This is a genomic window from Streptomyces sp. NPDC014870 (genome assembly GCF_043081505.1).
GTDB lineage: Bacteria > Actinomycetota > Actinomycetes > Streptomycetales > Streptomycetaceae > Streptomyces.
This window is the reverse complement of the sequence record NZ_JBIBWQ010000005.1, coordinates 133,747-150,152: the sequence shown is the minus strand read 5'-3', so window position 1 is coordinate 150,152 and position 16,406 is coordinate 133,747. Positions and strand designations below refer to the sequence as shown.

The following is a 16,406-nucleotide window of genomic DNA, read 5'->3' as shown; positions in this document are numbered from 1 at the left end:
CCCTCATGGCCAAAGCCGCTCTCCGGCCCCGCCCCGCACAGGCCGTACCGACGACGAGGAGACGCCGATGGCACCAGCCATCACGACCCTGGCAGCAGACGCCCCCGAGCTGTCTGCCGCCAACACCGGGTTCATGCTCATCTGCTCCGCCCTGGTCATGCTGATGACCCCGGCACTCGCCTTCTTCTACGGAGGCATGGTCCGCGTCAAGTCCACCCTGAACATGCTGATGATGAGCTTCATCAGCCTCGGGATCGTCACGATCCTCTGGGTGCTCTACGGCTTCTCCATCGCCTTCGGCGCCGACTCCGGATCGATCATCGGCTGGTCCTCCGAGTACGTCGGCCTCAGCGGCATCGGCGTCACCGAGCTGTGGGACGGCTACACCATCCCGGTGTACGTCTTCGCCGTCTTCCAGCTGATGTTCGCGATCCTCACGCCCGCCCTGATCAGCGGCGCGCTCGCCGACCGCGTCAAGTTCACCGCCTGGGCCCTGTTCATCGCCCTGTGGGTCACCGTCGTCTACTTCCCGGTCGCGCACTGGGTCTGGGGCGCCGGCGGCTGGCTCTTCGAGATGGGCGTCATCGACTTCGCCGGCGGTACGGCCGTCCACATCAACGCCGGTGCCGCGGCCCTCGGTGTCATCCTCGTCATCGGCAAGCGGGTCGGCTTCAAGAAGGACCCGATGCGCCCGCACAGCCTCCCGCTGGTGATGCTCGGCGCCGGTCTGCTCTGGTTCGGCTGGTTCGGCTTCAACGCCGGCTCGTGGCTCGGCAACGACGACGGCGTCGGCGCGGTCATGTTCGTCAACACCCAGGTCGCCACCGCCGCCGCCATGCTCGCCTGGCTCGGCTACGAGAAGCTCCGCCACGGCTCCTTCACCACCCTGGGCGCCGCCTCCGGCGCCGTCGCGGGCCTCGTGGCCATCACCCCGTCCGGCGGCTCCTGCTCGCCGCTCGGCGCGATCGCCATCGGCGCCATCGCCGGTCTGCTCTGCGCCATGGCCGTCGGCCTGAAGTACAAGTTCGGCTACGACGACTCCCTCGACGTCATCGGCGTCCACCTCGTCGGCGGTGTCGTCGGCTCCCTGCTCGTCGGCTTCTTCGCCACCGGCGGCGTCCAGTCCGACGCCAAGGGCCTCTTCTACGGCGGCGGCCTGGAGCAGCTCGGCAAGCAGGCCGTGGGTGTCTTCGCGGTCCTCGCCTACTCTCTGATCGCCTCCGCGATCCTCGCGCTCCTCATCGACAAGACGATGGGCATGCGGGTCAGCGAGGACGACGAGATCTCCGGCATCGACCAGGTCGAGCACGCCGAGACCGCGTACGACTTCAGCGGAGCCGGCGGCGGCGCGTCCTCGCGCTCGACCGCCGCCCCCGCCCCCGCCGTCACGGAGAACAAGAAGGTGGACGCATGAAGCTCATCACCGCAGTCGTGAAGCCGCACCGGCTGGACGAGATCAAGGAGGCCCTCCAGGCCTTCGGCGTCCAGGGGCTCACGGTCACCGAGGCCAGCGGATACGGCCGCCAGCGCGGCCACACCGAGGTCTACCGCGGTGCCGAGTACACCGTCGACCTCGTCCCCAAGATCCGTATCGAGGTCCTGGTGGAGGACGACGACGCCGAACAGCTCATCGATGTCGTGGTCAAGGCCGCCCGAACCGGCAAGATCGGGGACGGCAAGGTGTGGAGCGTGCCGGTCGAGACGGCCGTACGGGTCCGCACCGGCGAACGCGGTCCGGACGCACTGTAGGCACGGGGCACTTAAGGAGCTGCTGGGTGACGACCGTCGACACGAGTACGCGAGCGGAAGACTCGGGACCCAGCGGTTACGCGGCGGCCCGGCTGGTCCTTCTCACCGAGAAGGACCGGTCCGGGCCGCCGCGCCGTGCCGCCCTGGCCCGGCTCACCGACGACTGGCTGACCGGCCTCTTCACCGCCGCCAAGCCGCCACGAGGGGTGGCGCTCGTCGCCGTCGGCGGCTACGGGCGCGGCGAGCTCTCCCCGCGCAGCGACCTCGATCTGGTCCTGCTGCACGACGGCAGCGCCGACGCGGGCGCCGTGGCCACGCTCGCCGACCGCATCTGGTACCCGGTCTGGGACCTGGGCCTCGCCCTCGACCACTCCGTGCGCACCCCCGCCGAGGCCCTGAAGACGGCCGCGGACGACCTCAAGGTCCACCTCGGCCTGCTCGACGCCCGGCCGGTCGCGGGCGACCTCGGACTCGTCTCCGCCCTGCGCACCGCCGTCCTCGCGGACTGGCGGAACCAGGCCCCCAGGCGGCTCCCCGAACTCGACGCCCTGTGCCGCGAACGGGCCGAGCGGATGGGCGAGCTCCAGTTCCTCCTGGAACCCGATCTGAAGGAGGCCAGGGGAGGGCTCCGCGACGCCCAGGTGCTGCGCGCCGTGGCCGCCTCCTGGCTCGCCGACGCGCCCCGTGAGGGCCTGGACGCCGCCCGCCGCCGCCTCCTCGACACCCGCGACGCGCTGCACCTCGCGACCGGACGGGCCACCGACCGGCTCGCCCTCCAGGAACAGGACGCCGTCGCCGAGGAGCTGGGCCTCCTGGACGCCGACACCCTGCTCCGCGAGGTCTACGAAGCGGCCCGGGTCATCTCGTACGCGGGCGACGTCACCTGGCGCGAGGTCAACCGGGTCCTCAAGGCCCGCTCCTCCCGCCCCCGGCTCCGCAGCCTCCTCGGCGGCCGCTCCGGCCGTACGGGCGGCGCCAAGCCGCCCATCGAGCGCACCCCGCTCGCCGAGGGCGTCGTGGAGATGGACGGCGAGGTCGTCCTCGCCCTCAGCGCCAAACCCGACCGCGACCCGGTGCTCCCGCTGCGCGCCGCCGCCGCGGCCGCCCAGTCCGGCCTCCCGCTCTCCCTGCACGCCGTACGCCGGCTTGCCGCCGACGCCGCCCCGCTGCCCGTGCCCTGGCCCGCCGAGGCGCGCGAGGAACTGGTCACCCTGCTCGGCGCGGGCGAGTCCACCGTGCCCGTCTGGGAGGCCCTGGAGGCCGAGGGTCTCGTCTCCCGGCTCCTGCCCGACTGGGAGCGGGTCCGCTGCCGCCCGCAGCGCAACCCCGTCCACACCTGGACCGTCGACCGGCACCTCGTGGAGACCGCCGTCCGGGCCTCCTCGCTCACCCGCCGGGTCGGCCGGCCCGACCTGCTGCTCGTCGCCGCCCTGCTGCACGACATCGGCAAGGGCTGGCCCGGAGACCACTCGGTGGCCGGGGAGACCATCGCCCGTGACGTCGCCGCCCGGATCGGCTTCGACCGCGCGGACGCGGCCGTCCTCGCCACCGTCGTACGCCACCATCTGCTGCTGGTCGAGACCGCCACCCGGCGCGACCTGGACGACCCCGCGACGTTGCGGTCCGTGGCCTCCGCCGTCGGAACGCAGGGCGCCCTCGAACTGCTCCACGCCCTCACCGAGGCCGACGCGCTCGCCACCGGGCCCGCCGCCTGGTCCACCTGGCGCGCCTCGCTCGTCGCCGACCTCGTCAAGCGCGTCGGCGCCGTCCTCGCCGGGGAACCCGCGCCCGAACCGGAGCCCGCCGCGCCCAGCGCGGAACAGGAACGCCTCGCGGTCGAGGCGCTGCGCACCGGCGAGCCGGTCCTCGCCCTGCGCACGCAGCCGGAGACCGCCCCCGAGGACGGCACGCCGGAACCGGTCGGCGTCGAGCTCCTCATCGCCCTGCCCGACCAGCCCGGCGTGCTGCCCGCCGCGGCCGGCGTGCTCGCCCTGCACCGGCTGACCGTCCGCGCCGCCGACCTGCGGGCCGTCGAGCTGCCCAGCGGGCTCGGGGCGGGCCCCGCCGCCGTCCTGGTCCTGAACTGGCGCGTGGCCGCCGCCTACGGCTCCCTGCCGCAGGCCACCCGGCTCCGCGCCGACCTCGTCCGGGCCCTCGACGGCAGCCTGGACGTCCCGGCCCGCCTCGCCGAGCGCGACGCCGCCCACCCCAGGCGGCGCGGCGTCACGGCCCCGCCGCCCCGGGTCACCGTCGCCCCGGCCGGCTCCCGGCTCGCCACCGTCATCGAGGTCCGCGCCCAGGACGCCCCCGGCCTGCTGCACCGGATCGGCCGGGCCCTGGAGGGCGCCGACGTACGGGTCAGGAGCGCGCACGTCTCGACGCTCGGTGCGAACGCCGTGGACACGCTGTACGTGACCCGTCCGGACGGCTCCCTGCTCTCCGACGAGGAGGCCGCGGACCTGGCGAAGGCGCTGGAGGGCGCGTTGCGGTGAGGCCCCTCGCGGAGGACCGGGTTCCCGCCCGTTTCGACGGGCGGGGGCACGTACTTCGACCGGGCAGATACCCTTGAGGGCAATCCGTCCGCCCGCCCCCGACACCGAGGATCCGCGACCGCCGTGTTCGATACCCTCTCCGACCGCCTCGCAGCGACATTCAAGAACCTCCGGGGCAAGGGCCGCCTGTCCGAGGCGGACATCGACGCCACCGCGCGCGAGATCCGTATCGCCCTGCTCGAGGCCGATGTCGCCCTGCCCGTCGTCCGGGCGTTCATCAAGCAGGTCAAGGAGCGGGCGACCGGCGCCGAGGTCTCCCAGGCGCTGAACCCGGCCCAGCAGGTCATCAAGATCGTCAACGAGGAGCTCATCGGCATCCTCGGCGGCGAGACCCGGCGGCTCCGCTTCGCCAAGACCGCCCCGACCGTGATCATGCTGGCCGGTCTCCAGGGCGCCGGTAAGACCACCCTCGCCGGAAAGCTCGGCCTCTGGCTCAAGGGCCAGGGCCACTCCCCGCTGCTCGTCGCCTGCGACCTCCAGCGCCCCAACGCCGTCACCCAGCTCGGCGTCGTCGCCGAGCGCGCGGGCGTGGCCTTCTACGGCCCCCAGCCGGGCAACGGCGTCGGTGACCCGGTCCAGGTCGCGAAGGACTCGATCGAGTACGCGCGGACCAAGATGTACGACGTCGTGATCGTCGACACCGCCGGCCGCCTCGGCATCGACCAGGAGCTGATGCAGCAGGCCGCGGACATCCGCGACGCCGTCAGCCCCGACGAGGTCCTTTTCGTCGTCGACGCCATGATCGGTCAGGACGCGGTCAACACCGCCGAGGCCTTCCGGGACGGCGTCGGCTTCGACGGCGTCGTGCTCTCCAAGCTCGACGGCGACGCCCGAGGCGGTGCCGCGCTCTCCATCGCGCACGTCACCGGCCGCCAGATCATGTTCGCCTCCAACGGCGAGAAGCTGGACGACTTCGACGCGTTCCACCCGGACCGCATGGCGTCCCGCATCCTCGGCATGGGCGACATGCTCTCGCTCATCGAGAAGGCGGAGCAGACCTTCAGCCAGGAAGAGGCCGCCAAGATGGCCTCCAAGCTGGCGTCCAAGAAGGGCCAGGAGTTCACGCTCGACGACTTCCTCGCCCAGATGGAACAGGTCCGCAAGATGGGCTCCATCTCCAAGCTGCTCGGGATGCTCCCCGGCATGGCGCAGATGAAGGAGCAGATCAACAACATCGACGAGCGGGACGTCGACCGCACGGCCGCGATCATCAAGTCGATGACCCCGGCCGAGCGCCAGGACCCGACGATCATCAACGGCTCGCGCCGTGCCCGTATCGCCAAGGGTTCGGGCAGTGAGGTCAGCGCCGTCAAGGGGCTCGTCGAGCGGTTCTTCGAGGCCCGCAAGATGATGTCCCGCATGGCCCAGGGCGGCGGCATGCCGGGCATGCCCGGGATCCCCGGCATGGGCGGCGGGCCCGGCCGGCAGAAGAAGCAGGTCAAGCAGGCCAAGGGCAAGCGCAAGAGCGGCAACCCGATGAAGCGCAAGGCCGAGGAGGAGGCCGCCCAGGCCCGCCGCGAGCAGGCGCAGCAGGGCGGCGCGTTCGGCCTCCCGGCCGCCGGGCAGGGCCCGGGCGACTTCGAGCTGCCGGACGAGTTCAAGAAGTTCATGGGCTGACGCCCTTCGAGTGGTACGTGAAGGGGCCCGGGGCGGTGCGAAACCGCCCCGGGCCCCTTCTCACTCCTCCGCGTCGCCCGAAATGCCGGTATCGGTGGCCCTCTCGATACTGAGGGCCGGGCCACCGGGCCTGACGTCGGTATGTCGGTTTGTCGGTATGAGGAGAGCAGCGTGCCCAACTCCGTACCCCCGCGCGACCGGACCGACCAGCCCTGGCGCTCGGAGGGTGCCCCGCCGCCTCCGCCCGCCAAGAAGAAGATGCCCGGCGGCTGGGGCGGGCTCATCCTCACCGCCCTCGTCGTCTACCTGCTGGCCAACCTCGTGCTGTCCTTCTTCAACCGGGGCGACGAGCCGACGATCTCGTACACCGAGTTCAGCAAGCAGGTGAACGCCGGCAACGTCACCAAGATCTACTCCAAGGGCGACGCCATCCAGGGCGAGCTGAAGAACAAACAGCCACTGCCCAACGGCGACAAGGGCGACTACAGCAAGTTCGTCACCCAGCGGCCCGCCTTCGCCGACGACAACCTCTGGGCCGAGCTGACCGCGAAGGGCGTCACGGTCACCGCGGAACCGGTCGTCCAGGAGCGCAGCTTCCTCGCCAACCTGCTCATCTCGCTCGCCCCGATGCTGCTCCTCGTCGTGCTGTGGATCTTCATCGCCCGCCGGATGAGCGCAGGAATGGGCGGCGGGGGCGGCATGCTCGGCCGCAAGGCCCCGCCCAAGCCGGTGGAGCTGGTGGCGGGGGAGCAGCGCACCACCTTCGAGGACGTGGCAGGCATCGACGAGGTCGAGGGCGAACTCAACGACGTCGTCGACTTCCTGAAGAACCCCTCCGCCTACCGCGACATGGGCGCCAGGATGCCGCGCGGCGTGCTCCTCGCCGGCCCGCCCGGCACCGGCAAGACCCTGCTCGCGCGGGCGGTCGCCGGTGAGGCGGGGGTGCCGTTCTTCTCCGCCTCGGCCTCGGAGTTCATCGAGATGATCGTCGGCGTCGGCGCCTCACGGGTCCGGGAACTCTTCGCCGAGGCCCGCAAGGTGGCCCCGGCGATCATCTTCATCGACGAGATCGACACCATCGGCCGGGCGCGCGGCGGCGGCTCGGGCATGGGCGGCCACGACGAGCGCGAGCAGACGCTCAACCAGATCCTGACCGAGATGGACGGCTTCACCGGATCCGAAGGCGTCATCGTCCTCGCCGCCACCAACCGCGCCGACGTCCTCGACCCGGCGCTGACCAGGCCCGGCCGCTTCGACCGGATCGTGCACGTCAACCCGCCCGACCGCGGGGGCCGCGAGGCGATCCTCCGCATCCACACCCGGGACATCCCGCTCGCCCAGGACGTCGACCTGGTCCAGGTCGCCCGGACCACCCCGGGGATGACCGGCGCCGAACTGGCCAACCTCGCCAACGAGGCCGCCCTCCTCGCCGTCAAGCGGCGGCAGAAGGAGGTGACCCGCTCCGACCTCTCCGACGCCCTGGAGAAGGTCCAGCTGGGCGCGGAACGGCCGCTGGTGATGCCGGAGGAGGAGCGGCGCCGCACCGCCTATCACGAGAGCGGCCACGCCCTGCTCGGCATGCTCCAGCCAGGCGCCGACCCGGTCCGCAAGATCACCATCGTCCCGCGCGGCCGGGCCCTCGGCGTCACCCTCTCGACGCCCGACGCCGACAAGTACGCGTACACCGAGGAGTACCTGCGCGGCCGGATCATCGGCGCGCTCGGCGGGATGGCCGCCGAACAGGTCGTCTACGGGGTCGTCACCACCGGCTCCGAGAGCGACCTGGAGCAGGTCACCAACATCGCCCGCGGCATGGCCGGCCGCTGGGGCATGAGCGAACGCGTCGGCCGCCTCACCGCCATCCCCGGCGACGCCCAGCAGGCCTACGGCCTCTCCGCGGCCCCCGCGACCCTCGACACGGTCGCGGAGGAGATGCGCCGCATCGTCGACGAGTGCTACGAGAGCGCGGTCCGCCAGCTCCGCGAGAACCGCGAGAGGCTCGACGCCCTCGCGACCGCCCTGCTGGCCGAGGAGACCCTGGAGGAGGACGCCGCGTACCGCGCGGCGGGCATCACCCGCCTCACGAAGGAGGGCTGAGCCGCCCCACTCGCCCGGCGACGGTAGACCGGGAGCCCCCCACGGGCCGCGCGCCCCGTCGCCGCATCGTCCGTCACCGGACGTCACGGCCACGCCGCTACGGCACCCGGGCGATCTGGTACCGGAAGACGTTCGGCATCCACACGGTGCCGTCGTGGCGCACGTACGGGTGCAGGGCCTCCGCGATCTCCTTCTCGACCTGGGACGGGTCCGTCGCCCGGACCGCCGCGTCGAAGTCGCCCGTCGACATCAGCCCCCGCACCGCGCTGTCCTGGTCCGCGTACCCGAACGGGCACGACACCCGCCCCGAGCCGTCCGGCTTCAGGCCGGCCCGCGCCACCACGTCCTCCAGGTCCTCCCCGAAACCGGGCCGGCTCCCCGCGAGACGCGCGGCGACCCGCAGGACGGACGAGGTCGCGCACCGCTCCGGCGGCCCCCAGCCCGCCAGCACGACCGCCGCGCCCGGTTGGGCCAACGGAGTGACGGCCGCGAGCGCCCGCCCCAGACCGGTCGGGGTGTGGAACGCCGTGACGAGGTCGTACGGAGTGCGCGAGGGATCGCCCGCGGCCTCGGGGCCGCCCTCCACCAGCGCGTGCCCAGCCCCCTGCGGAATCCGCTCCCGGGCCAGCTCCACGCGCGCGTGGTCCCGGTCCACGCCGGTCACCCGCGCGCCCCGCGAGGCCGCCATCAGCAGCGCGAGCCCCGAGCCGCAGCCGAGCCCCAGGACCCGGGTGCCGGGGCCCACGTCGAGACGGTCGTACACCGCCTCGTAGAGCGGTACGAGCATGCGCTCCTGGATCTCGGCCCAGTCGCGTGCGGGGTGGTACGGGACGAGCGTAGGTGTCATGGAAAGCGCCCCAATCAGTGCCTGGTCGACAGCCCCCGTGTACGTGCGCCCGCATCCCCCCGTATGTCAGGGAACTGCCGATCCGTGCCCGCGTCCAGTGCTCGCGCCGGACCACTTCCCCCGTCCGGGTGGGGCCGGTGCGCCGTCTTGACCCGCGACCCGGTACTGTCCGTGCGTCGAACCCAGGGGCGCGTACGAGGTCTCTCCGCGCGCCGGGGCGTATGCGCCGCTACGCACCAGCTTGGCGCGGGCTGTCGCGACTTCTCCACAGATCTGCGCACTGACCCTCGTCCGGACGCATCAAGGGCAACTGACGGGTACGTGCAAATTATTTGGGATGCCCCGGAATGGAACCCGGCGGCGCGTCGGCTCGTTGTACGCGACGTGAGCACGACACCCCCTGTTCTCGCCGCAGAGCTGGCGCAGGCGTGGGCCGACATTCAGCGGCACCACCCCGAACTGCCGGATCTTGCCGCGCCCGAGTCCCTGATCGGAGAGTCCTCGTCCGCCTGCGGCGCCGAGCTCTCCTTCGAGCGACTGCTCCACGAGGCAGTCCACGGCATCGCCGCCGCCCGAGGAGTCCGCGACACCTCACGCGCCGGCCGCTATCACAACCGCAGATTCCTGGCGATCGCCGAGGAGATGGGCCTGGACCACCCCGAGGAGCCGCACGCCAGCAGCGGCTTCTCCCTGGTCACGCTCAACCCCGAGGCGAAGCGGCGGTACCGGCCCACGATGGAGCGGCTGCAGCGCGCCCTGAAGGCCCACACCGTCGCGACGGCCGCGGACACCAAGCGCTCCTTCCGCGGCCCCGCCGCCCGCCACGGCTCCTCCGGCGGCGGCGTGCGCGTGAAGGCCGTCTGCGACTGCGGCCGGAACGTGCGCGTGGTCCCCTCGGTGCTCGCCCAGGCGCCCATCGTCTGCGGCGGCTGCGGCAAGCCCTTCCGCATCCCGGAAACGGCGGGCGTGGCGGGCTGACCCCCACCCGGCCCGGGTCGGGGGTGCCGCGGTCGTGTGGCACAATGGCTAGCTGTACTCGACAGTCGCATAGGACCCCTCTCTCCTCCGGCTGACGCGTCCATCGGGCACCCGAGTACCGCAACCCCACGTGGCATCTCATGTGCCCAACCACGTCAAGACCAGGAGACACCACTCCAGTGGCAGTCAAGATCAAGCTCAAGCGCCTCGGCAAGATTCGCCAGCCGCACTACCGCATCGTCGTCGCCGACTCCCGCACCCGCCGGGACGGTCGTGCGATCGAGGAGATCGGTCTGTACCACCCGACGTACAACCCGTCGAAGATCGAGGTCGACTCGGACCGCGCGCAGTACTGGCTGTCCGTCGGCGCCCAGCCGACCGAGCCGGTCCTCGCCATCCTGAAGCTCACCGGCGACTGGCAGAAGCACAAGGGCCTGCCGGCCCCGGCGCCGCTGCTGCAGCCGGCGACCAAGGAGGACAAGCGCGCCTCCTTCGACGCGTTCGCCAAGGCCCTCGAGGGCGACGACGCCAAGGGTGAGGCCATCACCCCGAAGGCGAAGAAGGCCGACAAGAAGGCGGACGAGGCCGAGGCGGCCGCGTCCACCGAGTCGACCGAGGCCTGAGCATGCTCGAGGAGGCTCTCGAGCACCTCGTGAAGGGCATCGTCGACAACCCCGACGACGTGCAGGTCGCCTCGCGCAACCTGCGTCGCGGTCGCGTGCTTGAGGTCCGGGTCCACCCCGACGACCTCGGCAAGGTGATCGGCCGCAACGGCCGCACCGCGCGTGCGCTGCGTACCGTCGTGGGCGCCATCGGCGGCCGTGGCATCCGGGTCGACCTCGTCGACGTGGACCAGGTCCGCTGAGCAAGTTGGACACACCGGCACGGGCCGGGGAGGGCCTTCGGGTCCGCCCCGGCCCGTCGTCGTCGGATCAGGAGAGAATGAAGACGTGCAGCTGGTAGTCGCGCGGGTCGGCCGCGCCCACGGCATCAAGGGCGAGGTCACCGTCGAGGTACGGACGGACGAACCCGAGCTGAGGCTCAGTCCCGGAGCGGTCCTGCTCACCGATCCGGCCGGCACGGGCCCCCTGACCATCGAGGCCGGGCGCGTGCACAGCGGCCGCCTCCTGCTCCGCTTCGAGGGCGTGCGCGACCGCACCGCGGCCGAGGCCCTCCGCAACACCCTGCTCATCGCCGACGTCGACCCCGACGAGCTGCCGGCGGAGGAGGACGAGTACTACGACCACCAGCTCATGGACCTGGACGTCGTGCTCGCCGACGGCACCGAGATCGGCCGGATCACCGAGATCTCGCACCTGCCGTCCCAGGACCTCTTCATCGTCGAGCGGCCCGACGGCACCGAGCTGATGATCCCGTTCGTCGAGGACATCGTCACCGAGATCGACCTGGAGGAGCAGCGCGCGGTCATCGACCCGCCGCCCGGGCTCATCGACGACCGGGCCGAGATCGCCTCCGCCCGGGACGAGGAAGGGTCCGACGCGTCCGACGACTCGGACGCGTCCGACGATTCCGACGTGTCCGGCGAGTCCCGCGAGGGCGCGTCCTGATGCGGCTCGACGTCGTCACGATCTTCCCCGAGTACCTGGAGCCGCTGAACGTCTCCCTGGTCGGCAAGGCACGCGCGCGTGGACAGCTCGACGTGCACGTCCACGACCTGCGCGGCTGGACGTACGACCGGCACAACACGGTCGACGACACCCCGTACGGCGGCGGCCCCGGCATGGTCATGAAGACCGAGCCCTGGGGCGAGGCCCTCGACCAGACCCTCGCCGACGGCTTCGAGGCGGGCGCCCACGGCCCGGTCCTCGTCGTGCCCACCCCCAGCGGACGCCCGTTCACCCAGGAGCTCGCCGTCGAACTCTCCGAGCGCCCCTGGCTGATCTTCACGCCCGCCCGCTACGAGGGCATCGACCGCCGCGTCATGGACGAGTACGCGACCCGCGTGCCGGTCTACGAGGTCTCCATCGGCGACTACGTCCTGGCCGGCGGGGAGGCCGCCGTCCTCGTGGTCACCGAGGCCGTGGCCCGGCTGCTGCCCGGCGTCCTCGGCAACGCCGAGTCCCACCGCGACGACTCCTTCGCCCCCGGCGCCATGGCCAACCTGCTCGAGGGCCCCGTCTACACCAAGCCCCCCGAGTGGCGCGGCCGCGCCATCCCCGACGTCCTCGTCAGCGGGCACCACGGGAAGATCGCGCGCTGGCGCCGCGACGAGGCCTTCCGGCGCACCGCGCAGAACCGGCCGGACCTGATCGAGCGCTGCGACCCGGCCGCCTTCGACAAGAAGGACCGCGAGATCCTCTCCCTGCTCGGCTGGGCCCCCGAGCCCGGCGGCCGATTTTGGCGCAGGCCGGAGGCCGTGGAAGAATAGGCCGCTGTTGTGTGCCCGACGAGCGCCCCTGCCACAGGGGGACGACGCCCGCCCGGTGCCCACGACGCTCCATCACCTTTTTCGATGTTCCGCTGATGACCTGTGGCATCAGCGAGGAAAGAGACCACCATGGCCTCCCTGCTCGACTCGGTCAACGCGGCTTCGCTCCGCTCCGACCTCCCCGCCTTCCGTCCCGGCGACACCGTGAACGTCCACGTGCGCGTCATCGAGGGCAACCGCTCCCGTATCCAGCAGTTCAAGGGTGTCGTCATCCGCCGCCAGGGTTCGGGCGTCAGCGAGACCTTCACGGTCCGCAAGGTCTCGTTCTCCGTCGGCGTCGAGCGCACCTTCCCGGTGAACAGCCCGATCTTCGAGAAGATCGAGCTCGTCAGCCGCGGTGACGTCCGTCGCGCCAAGCTCTACTACCTGCGTGAGCTGCGCGGCAAGGCTGCCAAGATCAAGGAGAAGCGCGACAAGTGAGCTCCGGCTCACCGATCGCGCGGGGCTTCGGAGCACTGACTCACAGGGCGGCCGGATAGGCTCTGCCCCCGATGGACACCGAAGCACAGCACACGGAGCGCGACCGCTCCTCCGCCACGGAGGAGCGGTCGCGCTCCGTGCGTATATCCGGCCCGGACGGTCGGCCCCCGGCCGAGCCGGCCGACGGGCCCGCCGACCCGGACGAGCCCGCGGATCCGGACGAGCCCGCGGGACCCGCCGACGACGGCTTCGGCTGGTCCTGGCGGCGCACCGGGGTCATCGGCGCCGTCTGCGTGGTCTTCGTGCTGCTCCTGAGCCACTTCGTGCTGCAGCCCTTCCTGATCCCCAGCGGTTCCATGGAGCCGACGCTCCGGATCGGGGACCGGATCCTGGTGAACAAGCTCGCGTACCGGTTCGGCGACGAGCCCCGCAGAGGCGACGTCGTGGTCTTCGACGGCACCGGGTCCTTCGTCCAGGAGCCCCCCGAGGAGAACCCGGTCACCGGGCTCCTGCACGGCGCCGCGGCGGCCCTCGGGCTCGCCGAGCCCGCCGAGACGGACTTCGTGAAGCGGGTCGTGGGCGTCGGCGGCGACCGGGTCGTCTGCTGCGACAGGAACGGCCGGCTGACCGTCAACGGAGTCCCGGTCGAGGAGTGGTACGTCCAGTTGGGTGACGCGCCCTCCAAGGTTCCTTTCGACATCGTGGTGCCGCAGGGCACTCTGTGGGTGATGGGCGACCACCGCAGTCAGTCGAGCGACTCCCGCGACCACCTCGGACAGCCGGGCGGCGGCATGGTGCCCGTCGAGCGGGTGATCGGGCGCGCGGACTGGATCGGCTGGCCCTTCGGGCGCTGGTCGGCCGTGCGGGAGACCGACGCCTTCGACGCCGTACCGGCCCCCTCGGCGGGCGGCCATGGGTAACCGGGGCAGGCCCGGCGGACACCGGGCCGCCGACCACCGGTTGCCCACCGGCACACGGACCGCCGACGGCACGCGTCAGCTGCCGGGCCGGGCGGACCGGCGCAGGCTCGCCCGCAAGGTCAAGCGGCGGCGGCAGCGCTCGGCGATCAAGGAGATCCCGCTCCTGATCACCGTCGCCGTGCTGATCGCGCTCGTCCTGAAGACCTTCCTCGTCCAGGCCTTCGTCATCCCCTCCGGCTCGATGGAGCAGACGATCCGGATCGACGACCGGGTCGCGGTCGACAAGCTGACGCCCTGGTTCGGCGCCACCCCCGCGCGGGGCGACGTCGTCGTCTTCAAGGACCCCGGAAACTGGCTCCAGGACGCCCCGCCGGCGGCCGAGGACCCCATCGGCGTCAAGCAGGTCAAGCAGGCCCTGACCTTCATCGGCCTGCTGCCGTCGGCCGACGACCAGGACCTGATCAAGCGGGTGGTGGCGGTCGGCGGCGACACCGTCGCCTGCTGCGGCACGGACGGGAAGATCACGGTCAACGGCGTACCGTTGGAGGAACCGTATCTGCACCCCGGGAACGAGCCCTCGAAGATCAAGTTCAAGGTGAAGGTGCCCGAAGGCCGGATCTTCGTGCTGGGCGACCACCGCTCGGACTCCGCAGACTCGCGCTACCACCTGGACGAGAAGGATCAGGGGACGATCTCCGTGGACGACGTCGTCGGCCGGGCGGTCGGCATCATCTGGCCGGTGGGCCACTGGCGCCGCCTCGAGGAACCGGACACCTTCGCCGCCGTACCGGACGGTCGTTCGGGCGCTGTGTCCGCGAGCGGCGTGTCGCATAGTGTGTCCTCGCGGAATCTGAACGGATTGCCCTGGCTCCCGACTCCTGCGGAACTCCCGCTCGTTATGGGAGTGATGGGCCTGTCCCTGTTCTGGGGCGGGCATGTGCACGGACTGAGGAGTGGATGTGGGGGATGTGGCCGTCGGCGCACGATCCGGACACGACGAGCCCGAGGAGCGGCCCGAGCAGCTCGCCGAGTCGTCGGTGGCCATGAGGGATGACTCCGCCGGCGGGCGGGACGCCGACCCCGCGGACCGCTCCGACGACCCGGACGGCACCGGTGACGGCGGGCAGGGCGGCGAGGGCGCCGAGGGCGACGGCGCCGCGAGGAGGCCGCGTTCCTTCTGGAAGGAACTGCCGCTGCTGATCGGCATCGCCCTGGTGCTCGCCCTGGTGATCAAGACGTTCCTGGTGCAGGCGTTCTCGATCCCCTCCGACTCGATGATGAACACGCTGCAGCGCGGCGACCGCGTCCTCGTCGACAAGCTCACCCCGTGGTTCGGCTCGGAGCCGGAGCGCGGCGAGGTCGTCGTCTTCCACGACCCGGGCGGCTGGCTGGAGGGCGAGCCCACCCCGGACCCGAACGTGCTCCAGGAGTTCCTCTCCTTCATCGGCCTGATGCCGTCGGCCGAGGAGAAGGACCTGATCAAGCGGGTCATCGCGGTGGGTGGCGACACGGTCTCCTGCAAGGAGGGCGGCAAGGTCATCCTCAACGGCAAGGCGCTGGACGAGACCTCGTACATCTACCCCGGCTCCTCGCCCTGCGGTGACAAGCCGTTCGGGCCGCTCACCGTCCCCAAGGGCAGCATCTGGGTCATGGGCGACAACCGGCAGAACTCGCTGGACTCCCGCTACCACATGAACCTGGCGGGCGGCGGCACCGTCCCGAACGACCAGGTCGTCGGCCGCGCGGTCTTCGTGGCCTGGCCGGTCACCCGCTGGGCGACGCTGCCCGTCCCGGAGACCTTCGAGCAGCCGGGGCTGAACAAGGCCCTCGCCGTCGCCCCGGGCGCGGCCGGTCTCGCCGGCATCGGCCTGGTCGGCGCGGTGCCGCTGGTCCTCTGGCGCAGGAAGAGGGTCGCCGCTCGGCATACCGCCGAGTAGTGGCGCGCGGGTAGGGTGCCGTCCCAGATCGTCGTACCGACCTTCGAGGTGGGGAGCGCTGGGATGAGCGGGACCATACGTACGGAAGGCGGCCGCGGCCGCCTCGGCAGTGTGCTGTCGGGGCTGGCCGTGGCCGTCGGCTGTGTGCTCTTCCTCGGCGGCTTCGCCTGGGGGGCGGTGCTGTACCAGCCGTACAGCGTGCCCACCGACTCGATGACCCCGGCCCTGGCCGTCGGCTCCAAAGTCCTCGCCGAGCGGATCGACGGGGACGAGGTGCGGCGCGGCGACATCGTGATCTTCGAGGACCCGCTCTGGGGCGGCTCGACCATGGTGAAGCGGGTCGTCGGCGTCGGCGGCGACACGGTCGCCTGCTGCGACAAGGACGGCCGCCTGACGATCGACGGCAAGGCCGTCGTGGAGCCCTACACACGGCCCGGTGCCCCCGCCTCCGGGCAGGAGTTCTCGGCGACCGTCCCCGAGGGGAAGCTCTTCCTCCTCGGCGACGAGCGGCACAACTCGCTGGACTCCCGTACGCACCTGGAAGAGGCCGGTCAGGGCTCGGTGCCGCGCTCCGCGGTCACCGCCCGGGTCGACGCGGTCGCCTGGCCCGACGCGCAGATCGTGGAGCGTCCCGCCGCCTTCGCGGCGCTGCCGGGCGGCATCTCCGTACCCGGGCCCGTGGAGCCGCTCTTCTACGCCATCGTCGGCGGGTGTGTACTGATCCTGGGCGGGGCGGCGTACGGGCCGCTCGCGCGGCTCGCGGGCCGCCGCCGGGGCGCCCGGGCGAACGGCAGAGAGACGGTGGACGCGTGACGGGTACGACGGGCTCCGCGAACGCGG

Annotated in this window: 16 protein-coding genes; 15 read left to right on the top strand and 1 reads right to left on the bottom strand. The window is 72.0% G+C overall.

All coding sequences use genetic code 11. The features are described 5' to 3' along the window. Nucleotides 1-67: 67 nt before the first annotated feature. From ACF09C_RS16285 to ftsH, 5 genes are all read left to right on the top strand, one after another. Nucleotides 68-1,414: an ammonium transporter gene (locus tag ACF09C_RS16285; protein ID WP_392092117.1), complete on the top strand. Its 1,347-nt coding sequence runs from the start codon at nt 68-70 to the stop codon at nt 1,412-1,414. Beyond that, the gene (locus tag ACF09C_RS16280) at nt 1,411-1,749 is read left to right on the top strand and encodes a P-II family nitrogen regulator (RefSeq protein ID WP_101390346.1); all 339 of its coding nucleotides are present in this window, start codon (nt 1,411-1,413) and stop codon (nt 1,747-1,749) included. Before ACF09C_RS16285 ends, ACF09C_RS16280 begins: the two co-directional genes overlap by 4 nt. A gap of 26 nt (nt 1,750-1,775) precedes the next feature. Further along, nucleotides 1,776-4,241, top strand: coding sequence for a [protein-PII] uridylyltransferase (locus ACF09C_RS16275; RefSeq protein WP_392092116.1), 2,466 nt, complete (start codon nt 1,776-1,778; stop codon nt 4,239-4,241). Nucleotides 4,242-4,364: 123 nt separating this feature from the next. After that, entirely contained in the window at nt 4,365-5,918 is a 1,554-nt protein-coding gene (ffh, locus tag ACF09C_RS16270; RefSeq protein ID WP_362415724.1) for a signal recognition particle protein, read from the top strand. Nucleotides 5,919-6,089: 171 nt separating this feature from the next. Then, nucleotides 6,090-8,015 (top strand): ATP-dependent zinc metalloprotease FtsH, encoded by a 1,926-nt coding sequence (gene ftsH, locus ACF09C_RS16265; protein WP_392092115.1) that lies wholly within the window; start codon nt 6,090-6,092, stop codon nt 8,013-8,015. A gap of 97 nt (nt 8,016-8,112) precedes the next feature. Here the strand turns inward: ftsH and ACF09C_RS16260 are convergent, their stop codons facing one another. Then, entirely contained in the window at nt 8,113-8,862 is a 750-nt protein-coding gene (locus tag ACF09C_RS16260) for a class I SAM-dependent methyltransferase (protein ID WP_392092114.1), read from the bottom strand. Between the two features lie 384 nt (nt 8,863-9,246). Between ACF09C_RS16260 and ACF09C_RS16255 the strand changes: the two genes are divergently transcribed. From ACF09C_RS16255 to lepB (ACF09C_RS16210), 10 genes are all read left to right on the top strand, one after another. Then, complete coding sequence (locus ACF09C_RS16255) at nt 9,247-9,840, top strand: hypothetical protein (protein WP_362415718.1); 594 nt, start codon at nt 9,247-9,249, stop codon at nt 9,838-9,840. 179 nt (nt 9,841-10,019) lie between these two features. Then, nucleotides 10,020-10,463: a 30S ribosomal protein S16 gene (rpsP, locus tag ACF09C_RS16250; RefSeq protein ID WP_362415716.1), complete on the top strand. Its 444-nt coding sequence runs from the start codon at nt 10,020-10,022 to the stop codon at nt 10,461-10,463. A gap of 2 nt (nt 10,464-10,465) precedes the next feature. Beyond that, a complete protein-coding gene (locus ACF09C_RS16245) occupies nt 10,466-10,705 on the top strand; it encodes an RNA-binding protein (protein WP_005311361.1) in 240 nt (79 codons plus the stop codon). Between the two features lie 85 nt (nt 10,706-10,790). Beyond that, complete coding sequence (rimM, locus tag ACF09C_RS16240) at nt 10,791-11,408, top strand: ribosome maturation factor RimM (protein ID WP_392092113.1); 618 nt, start codon at nt 10,791-10,793, stop codon at nt 11,406-11,408. Next, nucleotides 11,408-12,229 (top strand): tRNA (guanosine(37)-N1)-methyltransferase TrmD, encoded by an 822-nt coding sequence (gene trmD, locus ACF09C_RS16235; protein ID WP_392092112.1) that lies wholly within the window; start codon nt 11,408-11,410, stop codon nt 12,227-12,229. Before rimM ends, trmD begins: the two co-directional genes overlap by 1 nt. 129 nt (nt 12,230-12,358) lie before the next feature. Further along, a complete protein-coding gene (gene rplS / locus ACF09C_RS16230) occupies nt 12,359-12,709 on the top strand; it encodes a 50S ribosomal protein L19 (protein WP_362415710.1) in 351 nt (116 codons plus the stop codon). A gap of 71 nt (nt 12,710-12,780) precedes the next feature. After that, a complete protein-coding gene (gene lepB, locus ACF09C_RS16225; RefSeq protein ID WP_392092111.1) occupies nt 12,781-13,629 on the top strand; it encodes a signal peptidase I in 849 nt (282 codons plus the stop codon). After that, nucleotides 13,622-14,683 carry a signal peptidase I gene (gene lepB, locus ACF09C_RS16220; RefSeq protein ID WP_392092110.1) on the top strand — a complete coding sequence of 354 codons (1,062 nt, stop codon included), beginning with the start codon at nt 13,622-13,624 and terminating at the stop codon, nt 14,681-14,683. The genes lepB (ACF09C_RS16225) and lepB (ACF09C_RS16220) overlap by 8 nt, the downstream gene beginning before the upstream one ends. Then, on the top strand, nt 14,598-15,566 hold the full coding sequence (gene lepB, locus ACF09C_RS16215; RefSeq protein ID WP_392092399.1) for a signal peptidase I: 969 nt from the start codon (nt 14,598-14,600) through the stop codon (nt 15,564-15,566). Before lepB (ACF09C_RS16220) ends, lepB (ACF09C_RS16215) begins: the two co-directional genes overlap by 86 nt. Nucleotides 15,567-15,629: 63 nt before the next feature. Next, nucleotides 15,630-16,379: a signal peptidase I gene (lepB, locus tag ACF09C_RS16210; protein WP_392092109.1), complete on the top strand. Its 750-nt coding sequence runs from the start codon at nt 15,630-15,632 to the stop codon at nt 16,377-16,379. Nucleotides 16,380-16,406: the final 27 nt, after the last annotated feature.

Coding starts and splice junctions, on each gene's coding strand:
- ACF09C_RS16285 (WP_392092117.1), top strand. CDS start 68: ATGGCACCAGCCATCACGACCCTGGCAGCAGACGCCCCCGAGCTGTCT.
- ACF09C_RS16280 (WP_101390346.1), top strand. CDS start 1,411: ATGAAGCTCATCACCGCAGTCGTGAAGCCGCACCGGCTGGACGAGATC.
- ACF09C_RS16260 (WP_392092114.1), bottom strand. CDS start 8,862: ATGACACCTACGCTCGTCCCGTACCACCCCGCACGCGACTGGGCCGAG.
- ACF09C_RS16245 (WP_005311361.1), top strand. CDS start 10,466: ATGCTCGAGGAGGCTCTCGAGCACCTCGTGAAGGGCATCGTCGACAAC.
- trmD (WP_392092112.1), top strand. CDS start 11,408: ATGCGGCTCGACGTCGTCACGATCTTCCCCGAGTACCTGGAGCCGCTG.
- rplS (WP_362415710.1), top strand. CDS start 12,359: ATGGCCTCCCTGCTCGACTCGGTCAACGCGGCTTCGCTCCGCTCCGAC.
- lepB (WP_392092111.1), top strand. CDS start 12,781: ATGGACACCGAAGCACAGCACACGGAGCGCGACCGCTCCTCCGCCACG.
- lepB (WP_392092110.1), top strand. CDS start 13,622: ATGGGTAACCGGGGCAGGCCCGGCGGACACCGGGCCGCCGACCACCGG.
- lepB (WP_392092109.1), top strand. CDS start 15,630: ATGAGCGGGACCATACGTACGGAAGGCGGCCGCGGCCGCCTCGGCAGT.